Annotated in this window: 11 protein-coding genes; 9 read left to right on the top strand and 2 right to left on the bottom strand. The window is 41.5% G+C overall.

The features are described 5' to 3' along the window. Positions 1-12: 12 nt before the first annotated feature. Positions 13-954, bottom strand: coding sequence for a DMT family transporter (locus tag FO442_RS12575; protein WP_144333554.1), 942 nt, complete (start codon positions 952-954; stop codon positions 13-15). Between the two features lie 103 nt (positions 955-1,057). Between FO442_RS12575 and FO442_RS12570 the strand changes: the two genes are divergently transcribed. From FO442_RS12570 to FO442_RS12535, 8 genes are all read left to right on the top strand, one after another. Further along, positions 1,058-1,771 (top strand): hypothetical protein, encoded by a 714-nt coding sequence (locus FO442_RS12570; protein WP_144333553.1) that lies wholly within the window; start codon positions 1,058-1,060, stop codon positions 1,769-1,771. A gap of 324 nt (positions 1,772-2,095) precedes the next feature. After that, the gene (locus tag FO442_RS12565) at positions 2,096-2,716 is read left to right on the top strand and encodes a TetR/AcrR family transcriptional regulator (protein WP_144333552.1); all 621 of its coding nucleotides are present in this window, start codon (positions 2,096-2,098) and stop codon (positions 2,714-2,716) included. Positions 2,717-2,742: 26 nt separating this feature from the next. Further along, positions 2,743-4,044, top strand: a complete 1,302-nt coding sequence (locus FO442_RS12560) for a TolC family protein (protein ID WP_144333551.1) — start codon at positions 2,743-2,745, stop codon at positions 4,042-4,044. 23 nt (positions 4,045-4,067) lie between these two features. Further along, a complete protein-coding gene (locus FO442_RS12555; RefSeq protein WP_144333550.1) occupies positions 4,068-5,117 on the top strand; it encodes an efflux RND transporter periplasmic adaptor subunit in 1,050 nt (349 codons plus the stop codon). Positions 5,118-5,130: 13 nt separating this feature from the next. Continuing rightward, positions 5,131-8,271 (top strand): efflux RND transporter permease subunit, encoded by a 3,141-nt coding sequence (locus FO442_RS12550; protein WP_144333549.1) that lies wholly within the window; start codon positions 5,131-5,133, stop codon positions 8,269-8,271. A 116-nt stretch (positions 8,272-8,387) separates the two neighbouring features. Continuing rightward, positions 8,388-8,633 (top strand): hypothetical protein, encoded by a 246-nt coding sequence (locus tag FO442_RS12545; RefSeq protein ID WP_144333548.1) that lies wholly within the window; start codon positions 8,388-8,390, stop codon positions 8,631-8,633. Then, entirely contained in the window at positions 8,630-9,523 is an 894-nt protein-coding gene (locus FO442_RS12540; protein WP_144333547.1) for a hypothetical protein, read from the top strand. The genes FO442_RS12545 and FO442_RS12540 overlap by 4 nt, the downstream gene beginning before the upstream one ends. A 3-nt stretch (positions 9,524-9,526) precedes the next feature. Then, positions 9,527-10,321, top strand: a complete 795-nt coding sequence (locus FO442_RS12535) for an alpha/beta hydrolase (RefSeq protein ID WP_144333546.1) — start codon at positions 9,527-9,529, stop codon at positions 10,319-10,321. A gap of 91 nt (positions 10,322-10,412) precedes the next feature. Here the strand turns inward: FO442_RS12535 and FO442_RS12530 are convergent, their stop codons facing one another. After that, positions 10,413-11,129 (bottom strand): pyridoxine 5'-phosphate synthase, encoded by a 717-nt coding sequence (locus FO442_RS12530; RefSeq protein WP_144333545.1) that lies wholly within the window; start codon positions 11,127-11,129, stop codon positions 10,413-10,415. Between the two features lie 171 nt (positions 11,130-11,300). On the opposite strand from FO442_RS12530, the gene FO442_RS12525 reads away from it, so the two are divergent. Then, positions 11,301-11,999: a YdcF family protein gene (locus FO442_RS12525; protein ID WP_144333544.1), complete on the top strand. Its 699-nt coding sequence runs from the start codon at positions 11,301-11,303 to the stop codon at positions 11,997-11,999. Positions 12,000-12,065 lie beyond the last annotated feature (66 nt).

Here is a 12,065-nt window from a genome sequence, read left to right as displayed (position 1 = left end):
GTTTCACGAATTTTAAGAAAGAACTTCCGTTTCGGGCTCCAGAGCTAATTCCGGATCTTTTCGTAGTTTTTTTCCGGCGCGAAAGATCGTTCCGAAAATCACTCCGAAAACGACGAGGCAAACGCCGATAATGGAAGCTGTTTCCAGTTTTTCATTGAACACGAACCAACCGGAGATTAATGCATAAATTGCACCGATGTATTGAAAAGGTGCGATAATGGCTGTGTTGGCGGATAAGAATGCCCTTGTCATACAAACTTGAGCTATTTGCGTAAAGACACCAATGATGAGTAAAATAAGCCATTCAACGCCTCTTGGAACCGTAAAATCAAATAAGCACCAAATTCCGGTCAGAGGAAGAGCAAGCATAGGGAAGTAAATCACGATATTGATGGTTTCTTCGGTCTCTTTCAACTTGGAGATGGCGTTGTAAGCAACCCCGGAGAGAACAGCGGAAAGAATTCCCATTCCCATCCAGAACAGGTCCGTTTTTTGACTGTTGAAACCACCAGTTATCCCGTTGAAGCCAATGAATACAACACCCGAAAAGGCGATCAGGCTGCTAAAATACTGGATATTACTCACTCGTTCCCGGAACAGGCGTGAAGCAATCAATACGGTGAAAATAGGAGAGAGGTATTGCAGGGTTGAAGCAATCGCTAAAGGTAATTTGTGTAAGGTAAAGAAGAAAATAGTCAGTGCCAGCATTCCTGCAGTTCCTCTCAGAAGCAGCCAGCGCCTGTTGTTTCCCAAAAGCGGAAGTCCGCGATATTTAATAATTGCCGCGCTGATTGCAAATGACACCAGGCTTCTGAAAAACACCAATTCGTGTGCCGGGTATTTTTGAAGATGGGGTATGATCTCATTATCCGGATTTCCGAGCAACTTGACAAAAAAGTTAATAATGAAAAATGCCATTCCGGAAAGAATGATGTAGCTAATCCCTTTGATCATTTCACAAAAGTATAAGGTATGTTCAATTTCCGGCAGTGTTTGATCAATTTCTGTGTTAAGTGTGGAAATACTTTTGTAGATTTAAGCTTAAAATGGGGAATTCATGAAAAAAATTCTGGTATTGTTGTTCATTTTGAATTCAGTGAACTATTCCAACGCTCAAATTGAAAATGACAAGTGGAATATAACTGGTGAGTTGATGTTGCCTGCCGGAATGGGAAATAAAATGTTCAAGAATTACCTGAACGGGTTAATTTATGCGCATCCAAAAATTCAATACAAACCCTTTAAACATTGGTATGTAGCTTTCGGACCCAAGTATATGTATTACAAAGTGAACCAATTCCGGATTCCTTTTGAACCGGGAGTCAGCAATGATTCGGTTTCAAATCATCAAAAAGTCTATTCCATGACCGGAGGAATGCATGTTCTTGGCGGAGATGTGGAATTGGGCTGGACAAGTTGGGTGGGACCGCGTTTGGGCCTTGAATTGGGTGTTCGGGGCGGAATTGCTCAGCATTGGTTTACCACTTCAGGAACGAAAGCTTATGGAAAGCAAAACGTGGTTGCTGCTTATGTAGAACCGGTGTTTTCAATTGTATTGGCTTCAGATGAAGCAGTGGCTTATCGCTGGATCGTAGGGTATAATTTTACCGGTTATCAATTTACAGGCAGCAGGATCGGTTCTACTTCTTCGGGAGGATATACTGAAAAGGATTTAAAAGCTCCTACACAATCAATCTTTGTAGGTTTTGCCATCTCACTTTATTTCAATAATAAACGTTCCGACGTGTTCCTGGATGAGCCTTCGGAGTAATCTTGCCCAAAGCGTTTAAAAGTTCAAGGAATTTCGGGGAAATACTGTTCAATCTTTGAATAATTCAAGCTTTTGAACACATAAGCTATACTCGTTTTCTTTCACCTTATTTAACTGTTTCCACCATTCACGGTGTTGTAGTTACCATTCGCCGATTTTTGATGGGATGGTAAACGTTCCGTACCGAAATTTGCCCTGTTTAATAGTTTATTTAACTTAAAACGCTTGATTTTACTGAGGTTTTAAATTATTCAGACAATTAAATCAAAAGAATTTAAACGGTTGTTTAAAAATGATGTTTAAATTTGTCGCGATTTTAAAAATATGAGCAAAGAACTATCTACAGAAGAGAAGATCCGTGAAGCTGCAAAGCATGTCTTTATCGCTAAAGGATTTGACGGCTGTACCTCCCGTGAAATTGCGAAAGCTGCGGGAATGAATGTGGCGCTTGTAAACTACTATTTCTGTTCTAAAAAACAACTGTTTAAACTTATTTTCGAGACTGCCATGGAAGACTTTATGCTTTCAACGGTAGAGGTTTTCAGAAAGGATCTGAGTTTGGAATCTAAAATGCGGATATTCATCGAACGGGAGTTTGAATTCCTGACGATGCATCCGGATATTCCGCGTTTTATTTTGTCCGAACTTTCAAGAGGAGATAAATGCGAGTTTGATCATGCCGGAATACTTGATAAGATAGCCAGTACGGGAGTTTTTGAAGAATTGCTGGAAGCACAGGAAAAGGGAATTATTCGTAAAATCGACCTGACGAACCTGATGTTAATGATCATGTCCAATTGTCACTATCCCTTCATGGCAAAACCGTTGATGAAATACCTCAACAGTTTATCGGAAGAGGAATATCAGGAGCGTTTAACGCTCCAAAAACAATATGTTACGGAAATGCTAATAGGATATTTATTTATCCCAAAAACAAATAGTTAAACACTTCATTTAAACAACGATTTAATATGAGAAAAGTTTTTTTAGGTGTACTCGTGGTTTTAGGAGCTGGAAGCGGTGCTTCGGCTCAGGTACTGGACCTTGAAACATGTTTGAGAATGGCGGATACGGCCAATTTATCCATTGTTAACTCCCGGTTGGACGTAGCAGTGAATAAAAGCCAGGTTTCCTCCTATTTAACTGCGCGTTATCCGAAAATCACTGCTACAGGTGATTATAAGTATAATGCGATTATCCCGGGCCAGTTGTTACCGGCAGAAATTTTCGGAGGAGCTCCGGGAACGTATCAAGCGGTAAAGTTTGGGGTTCCGTATGTGTTTAGTAACACAGTCCAATTGCAACAGATCCTGTTTAATCCGCAAGTGAATTACGGGATTAGTGCTTTGAAAATTCAGCAAGAGTTGGTAGAGATTCAGCAAAGAATCACTGAACGCGACAGCAAAACGCAGGTTGCCAGTACCTTCTTCAACCTTCAGGCAGTTAATAAGCAGATTGATTTTGTGGATTCGAACCTGGTAAATATTGAGCGCCTGATCGGTAATATGGAGGCGATGGAGAAGCAGAAAATGGTTGTTCAAACAGAAGTGGATAAGTTGCGGATCAACCGCTTGAATTCGGTAAATGCCAAGCAGACACTTCTTGCGAATAAGGACCAATTGGAAATGTTATTGAAAATCCTGATTGGAATTCCGGAAGATCAAAAAATCACATTGGCGTCGGATGATTTGGTGGAAAAATCGATCCTGGTGGATGGAAATACGATCAACTATCCTGAACTGGAGTTGGTAGGAGCTCAAATCCGTATGAATGAAGCGGAGAAAAAAGGGAACAACATGGCTTATTTGCCTTCACTTTCTTTCTATGCAGGTTACAATTATACCTATAACATGAAGCCGGAAGATAAAGTGCGCCAGGGAATTCCTTCTGCATTTTTAGGAATCCGACTGGATTGGACTTTATTCGACGGGATGGAAAAATATTACAAGCAAAAGGTGACCAAGGTGACACATATGAAACTGGAAAACCAGGAGGAATTATTGAACCAGCAATTGCATATGCAGACTGAAAATGCAAAACGTCAGATCGAAATTCAGGTTAATTCACTTGGGATTGCTCAGGAACAACTGAAACTTTCACAAAGTGTCTACAAACAAACGGAACTTCGATATAACGAGGGAACAGTTGATTCCAACGATCTTGTCAAAGCGAGTACGGATTTACAGCAAGCTCAGACAAATGTTGTGTTGGCATACGTTCAATTACGTCAGGCAGAACTAGAGTATTTAAAAAACATAGGAAACGTTAAATAATAATCAGATTAACTTAAATAGAAATGAAAAGAGTTATCACTATAGTCGTTGTAGCAGTAGTTTTGGTAGGACTTATTGTGTTTAAATTAAAATCTAACCAAAAAGAAGTGAAGGCGAAGATTTTCATCAATGACGTAAATGCTGCGGTGTTGGTAAAGACAGCAAGCCCTACGATCCATTCATTTGAAAGTTCACTTTCTTTTTTGGGAACGTTTGAGCCATCCCGCCAAAATACGATCGGATCGGATGCAAACGGGAAATTAGTCAGTATCAGATTCGAAGAAGGGGATCAGGTAAAACAAGGGCAATTACTGGCAAAAGTGGATGATGAAATGTTGCAGTTGCAGCTTCAAAATGCCGAGGTGGGACTGGAAGGTCAAAAAAACGATGACAGACGTTATTCCAATCTTGAAAAGGAAAACGCGGTTTCAGGAGTCCAGGTAGAGAAGACAAAATTGGGTGTTCGCTCCGGTGAATTGCAAAAGAAGCAGATCCAGAAACAGATTAAAAGCACTTCAATCGTGGCACCTTATTCGGGTGTTGTGACCAGGAAAATGATCGATTTGGGATCGTTTGTCGGACAGGGAACTCCCTTGTTTGAGTTGACCGATATTTCCAGTTTGAAACTAACAGTGAATGTTCCGGAAAGAGATGTTTTGAAATTCAAATTGGGACAAGCTGTTTCTGTTAGAGCAGATATTTACGGAGACCGGGATTTTCCGGGAAAGATCACCAATATTTCTGTAGTGGCAGACCGGGCACACAACTTTAAGGTCCAAATTACGGTTCCAAATCCGAAAAGAGAATTAATGGCGGGAATGTACGGTTCCGTTCGTTTGAAAAACAATGAAAGTGTTACGAGACTATCTGTGCCGCGTGTTGCCCTGGTGGGATCATCCAAAAATCCACAAGTGTATGTTGTTCGAAATAACATAGCTTATTTGACAACCTTCAATGCAGGAACTTCAGACGGGGATTACATCGAAGTAATCAGTGGAATCAAAAAAGGAGACATCATCGTAGTAAAAGGACAGGTGAACCTTCAGGACAAGACAAAGATCAAAACCAAATAAATAAACTAAGGTCATGACATTAACGGAACTATCCATTAAGAGACCGTCCTTCATTATTGTAATTTTTACAATTCTGATTGGTGGTGGTCTGATAAGTTATAATCAACTAAGTTACGAGCTGTTGCCGGATTTCTCTCCGCCAATCCTTACGGTAACGACACTTTACCCGGGAGCTTCTCCGGCAACTGTGGAAACACAGGTTGCAAAACCCCTGGAAGATGCTTTGAGCGGATTGGAGAATATTTCGGAAGTAACGACTTTTTCGATGGACAATGCTTCTATCGTGATGTTGGAATTCAAGCCTTCTGCAGACATTGATGTTGCCCTGGAAGATGCACAACGGAAAATCAACAATATTCTGAATGAATTGCCGGAAGGAGCAAAAGCTCCTACCATTGCTAAAATTGAACCGAATGCATCACCGGTACTCCAGGTGAGTGCGATTGCCAAAAACATGGATGATCGCGAGTTCATGGAGCTAATGGATAAGCAGTTACTTCCGCAAATTAAGCAAACCAAAGGGGTTGCTGAAGTGCAGGTGATCGGAGGGGAAAAACGTGCATTTCGCGTGGATGTAGACAAAGACCGTCTGAAAATGTACGGTTTGTCTTTAGCACAGGTGAACCAGATTGTTGCCGCTGCGAACGTGGAGTTCCCGACAGGTAAATTGAAAAACGAAACGGAACAAATGACCGTGCGTTTGGCAGGAAAATTCCAAACAGTGGATGACTTAAAGAACCTGATCATATATACAGACGGAACCTCTTCCGTTCGTTTGGGAGATGTTGCGGATGTTACTGACGGATCGGAAGATGTGGTAACTGTCAGCCGTTTGAACGGTTTGAATGGTATCGGACTTCGGATTAAGAAGCAAAGTGATGCGAATGCAGTTGACATGGCAAACCTGACAAAGCAAAAATTCAAAGAAATAGAAGAGAAATACAAAAAGGAAGGAATCAAATTTACAGTTGCAACGGATACATCGATTCCGACCATTGAATCAGTAGATGCGGTATTGCATGATTTGGAACTGGCTGTATTATTAGTGGCAGCAGTAATGATGCTTTTCCTTCACAGCTTTAGAAACGCTTTGATCGTATTGATTGCCATTCCGGCGTCTTTGATTTCTACATTTATTGCGATGTACCTGTTGGGTTACACCTTAAACCTGATGACCCTGCTGGCGATGTCTTTGGTAATCGGTATTCTCGTGGATGACTCCATTGTGGTACTGGAAAACATTTACCGCCACTTGCAAATGGGTAAAGGAAGAAGAAAAGCAGCTTTGGACGGACGGAACGAAATCGGGTTTACTGCATTGGCAATTACCCTGGTGGACGTGGTGGTGTTCTCACCGGTAGTATTCATTGAAGGAACAATTTCTGACATTTTACGTCAGTTCTCTGTGGTAGTGGTGGTATCCACGTTGATGTCCTTATTGGTGTGTTTTACGCTGACTCCATGGCTGGCTTCAAGATTGGCGAAAGAAGTGAAACTGAATCCGAAGAATCCGTTCCAGCTCTTCCTGATCTGGTTTGAGAGCATGATCAAGTCATTCACGGAAGGGTATGTGAAATTGGTTGCCTGGTCCCTGAAACACAAAATTATTATGGGACTTGGTGTACTGGTTATTTTCTTCGCCAGTATGGCGTCCATGGGACTTGGAATTGTCGGACAGGAATTCGTTGCTCAAGGTGATCAGGGAAAATTCATGATCAAATTGAAATACGATAAGAGTACGACGTTTGAAGAGAATAATGCGACAACGCTTGAAATTGAGCAGATGATCCTGGCACAAAAGGATGTGGTGGATATTGTTTTTGCGAACGTGGGTGGACCTTCCTCCGGAATGGGTGCGGCTTCATTCGGACAGGAAAACAGGTCCGAGATCACTGTAAAAATGAAAAAGGATATGCAGAAAAAATATCCGACGATCAATTACATGAATGAAATACGGAAGAAAATTCAGAACAAGTACCCGGGTGTTGAGGTGAAAGCGCTGAATATGGGAATGGTGGATTCGGAAGAAGCACCGATTGAAATTTTCCTTTCTTCGGATGATCCGGATCTGCTAATGAAAGAAGCGCGCAGATTGAAAACAAAGATTTTGAGTATCCCCGGAGCGAAAGACCCAAGTATTTCTACCGATGAGTTCTCTCCGGAAGTGCGTATTGAACTGGATCGAGAGAAAATGGGACAGCTGGGCTTGCCGATTGCAAGTGTTGGAATGCAATTGCAAAACGGTTTGACCGGTAATGATGATGCCCGTTTTGATGTCAAAGGCGAAGAATACGATATCCGTATCATGCTGGATAAATACGACAGAAGCAATGTGGACAACATCAATGAAATGACTTTTATGACCAATGATGGAAAACAAGTACGTTTAAGTGAATTTGCAGACGTTTCCATTGAAAACGGATACGGTCAATTGGAACGTAAAAACCGCATTTCGAATACCACTTTGAGATCCTATGTTCTCGGGACTGCTGCCGGAACGGTTGCTGATTCCATTACGGCTTACCTGAAAAAAGAACCGCTCGACAAAAATGTGCGTTTCCTTTGGGGTGGTGAAGTAAAGCGTCAGAAAGAATCGATGGGAGCATTGGGTATGGCAATGGGAATCGGGTTGATCCTGGTATACCTGATCATGGTTGCGCTTTATGACAATTTTGTTTATCCGTTCGTTGTATTGTTTTCGATCCTGGTTTCACTGATCGGTGCAATCCTGGCGCTGAACCTCACACAGTCCAACATGGGGATCTTTACCATGCTCGGTATGTTGATGCTCCTCGGACTCGTGGCCAAGAATGCGATCCTGATCGTCGACTTTACCAATCACCTGAAGTCGGAAGGCCGTTCTACTTATAGTGCACTGCTGGAAGCAGTTCGCGAACGAATGAGACCGATATTGATGACGACGATCGCCATGGTCATCGGGATGATTCCAATTGCAACAGCAACAGGTTCAGGAGCAGAATGGAAAAACGGATTGGCGTGGATTTTGATCGGAGGGTTGACAAGTTCAATGTTCTTGACTATTATTGTAGTACCAATTATGTACTATGTAGTAGACAGGTTGCAAGTGAAATTGACAAGAAAGAAAATAAACCTCGAAGGAGAAGACGAAGCTACCGTTCATGGAGTGATTTAAATTAACTAACACCAATGGGAAATCCGGCAGACTATCAATGCCGGATTTTTTTTGGCCTGTACTTCCGGTTCGGATATTGCGGATTTATATTAATTTCGATCTTGAAGCCTGGTTAAATGAGTAAGTCATCTGCTATTTTGTGTTTTTTTGCTGTTTGGGGAAGCTCAATGAGTTTTTCCCAGGACGAAAAACCGATTCTACCGATCAATATTGCCAGGTCCAGCTTTACGACGACACAAAAAAACAGATCCACGCCAACCTGCTTAATCGCTGAAAAATCGGCTGTTTCTATTCAAAATACAGATTCCGTGGGTATTCTTCACGAACAAATTATCACTACTCAAAATACGCGCATCAAATGAAAAAACTCATCACAAGTTTTATATGGATCTCGCTATTCTTTTCCATAAAAGCACAGCAAACCGGGATTTATATGGAGGAATTTACGATTTCAGATCAGGTCTTACATGGTCAGATCGATGATAAGTATTCCATTACGGCTTATTTGAAATTCGAAGAATATTCTCCTGAAAACTGGTTGAGTTTCTCTGTTTCAGGTTGGTATTATTACGACCATGTCCAAAAGAAAATTCCATTGGTTGGAATTTACTATGGTGATGGAATTACCCTGTATTCATTTGCTGATCCATTGCGTATCGACAGCATCAAGCACATGACTTCGACGGCTGCCAATCCATGGGAAACAACGGATGAACTGATCAATCGTTCCGGGTATACTGAAAAGTTTGAACTGGCTTATTCTGAATACAGTTATTCGGGAACCTGGAAAAACGATAAGAAAACGCTGGGTGTCCGTTTGAATACAAGCAATATTGATCTGGACAAGCGCGAGGAGTTTTTGGTACTTCCCTTGCCGAAGAATGAAAAAAAACACATTGCCCTGAGTCAATTCGGCCCTTATGCTTACGGTTATTCTATATTCGCGTCCAGGACTGATGCTGTTGGTTCTAAAGTATTGCTGAAATACGAGATGAATTCTACCGCTAATCCGAATGGAATGTGCGGAGCCGGAATGGAAATCGGCTATCTGCTCCTGAATTTTGATCCAAAAGGAAATTTATTGGATTACCACATGGAAGATGTGGAAAGTTGCCTGAGTAATTTTTGGTCTGAAATGAAAGAAGTTCCGAATACAGGAGGCAAAAAAGTCAGTTATACCATTACGGATTCCGAAGAAAAAGTACATACCGTTATTGTTGACGGAGTGAATTTTTCACTTGTTTCAAAGTAAGCCATGAAGCGGAAGAAGAATCGGTTTTATTTTGTACTGGCAGGAATTTTTGCTCTTGTTATAGTTGCTTTTGCTTCCATGTCATCCGAATATGAGGTCGTTTCAACTAAAATCGGGATAGAAAAATATGAAGTGCTGGATAGTGTGCGGAATCGCGTGGTTCCTTACGCACTGTATTTCCTGGAGTCGAAACAGCCCTTAAAAGATTCTATTCGCCTGGTGATTTTCAGCCACGGATACGGCTCTAATTATTCACGTAATTATTTGAATTATTCTTATTTGACAAAAAGACTTGCCAAGGCAGGTTTTTGGACACTGAGTATCCAGCATGAATTATTGGGTGATCCGTTAATTCCAAAGGAAGGGATCATGCAGATTGTTCGCATGCCGTTTTGGATCAGAGGAGAAGAAAACATGTTGTTTGTATTGCAGGATTTTAAGAAGAAACATCCGAATCTAAAAATTAGTTCAATAGACCTAATTGGTCATTCGAATGGGGGAGATATGAGCGTTTTGGCCGCAAGAGACCATCCGGAACTAATTCGCAAAGTCATTACACTGGACCATTTGAGGATGCCGTTACCAGTTGTCTCAAAGCCACAATTTTCAAGTTTAAGGTCGACGGATAAAGTAGCAGACACGCTGGTGATTCCTTCGAAGGAAGATTGTGAACGTTATGGCATTCGGATTTTTCAATTGAAAAAGATTACCCACAACGAAATGAACGACGAGGGTTCCAGGAAGCAAAAAAAGCAGATTATGGGCTACATTCAGAAGATACTGGAAGATCGATTTTAGTTTCCTTTTTCCTCTTTGGGGATAAGTGCAAGATTATCCACCACTTACCCGGGTAATTATTTTTCACACTTCCTTGATTGTTGCTGTTAGATTAATCTCTCAGCAAGTAGTTGTATCGCTGAATTGCATTCTCCAATCCCAAATAGATTGAATCTGAAATCAATGCATGACCAATGGATACTTCGGCTAATTGTGGAATATGCTGTTTGAAAAAACGCAGATTTTCCTGGTTTAAATCGTGTCCGGCGTTCAGTTCCAGACCCAATTCCAAAGCTCGGTTCGCAGCAATAACAAACGGTTCAACTGCCTGTTCCGGATTTTCAGGAAAAACTTCTGCATAAGGACCGGTATACAATTCAATACGGTCGGTTCCTGTTTTAATGGCATACTCAATGTTCTGTAAGTCAGTGTCGACAAAAATAGACGTACGTACTCCCCAGGATTTGATGCGTCGAATAATATCCTGGAGGACTTCCAAATGCTCTTTGGTATCCCAGCCTGCATTGCTCGTTAATACATGCGGTGGATCAGGTACCAGGGTGGCCTGTGCAGGACGAATGGATTCGATCATTTCCATGAACCGCTGATCCGGATAACCTTCAATATTGAATTCGGTGGTTACCACTTTCGATAGATCCACGACATCTTTTCCCGTGATGTGTCTTTCATCGGGTCTGGGATGTACTGTAATTCCTGCAGCTCCAAAGCGCTCACAGTCAATCGCTACCTGGACTACATTTGGGGTGTTTCCACCTCGTGCATTACGGATCGTAGCAATTTTGTTGATGTTTACGCTTAATTTTGTCATAACTTTTCCTTTCTTTGAACGGCGACGCTTGGGGCGACGCTCTTTGCCTTTGTGAATGGGCAAAGATAAATAGGATTTAACTCTTAGGGATGTTAAAGTTATGGAAAGTTTCGTTTTCCGATTTAACGTTTTCTGTGAAAATTTTTTCACTAAAAACCGTATCATTGACCTATGAAAGCAGTTTCAATAATCACTTATTTGTCGCTGACCATGCTGCTAAGCGGCTGTTTTCTTTTTTCCCCGTCAGCGGAAAAGACCAATCAAAAGTATTTGAAAAAGGCTCCTTATGATGCGATCATTGTTCCGGGAGTTCCGTACGATGGAAAGCATTGGAGCGAAACGATGAGAAATCGGGTGCATTGGGGAGTTTACCTGTATCGGAAAGGATATACCAAAAACATTATTTTTTCCGGGTCTGCAGTGTATACGGAATACGAAGAAGCGAAGGTTATGGCGCTTTACGGGGAAGCTCTGGGGATTCCGAAACAACACATCTTTACTGATCCACGAGCCGAACATACAACAGAAAATATTTATTATTCTTATCGGGTTGCCAAAAAACAGGGATTTCATAAGATTGCTTTGGCTACGGATCCCTTTCAATTAAACGGGATGCGAAAATTTATTAAGAAGTTTGACTTCCCGGTGGACCTTTTGCCCATTATTAAAGATACGTTGATGAAGCAGGATTTAAGTGAACCTACCATCGATCCCAGTTCTGCCAAGCGTGCCAATTTTGTTTCAATAGTTAACAGACAGTCCAAATGGCAGCGATTAAGGGGAACTTTCGGACAGCATATTCGTTGGAAAGAAGAAGACCTTAAAACCAAGCATCTGAGAAAAAAATACGGCAATCGCATAGAACCGTGATGTCTGGGTAAAAGGTTTGAAAGGATGGTTTATACAGATTAAATTTCCGCAAAGGTTTCGCTCATA

The organism is Fluviicola chungangensis, from assembly GCF_007558725.1.
GTDB classification, from domain to species: Bacteria; Bacteroidota; Bacteroidia; order Flavobacteriales_D; family Crocinitomicaceae; genus Fluviicola; species Fluviicola chungangensis.
Note: the sequence above shows the minus strand (reverse complement) of the source record. Positions and strands in the feature narration are given on the sequence as shown.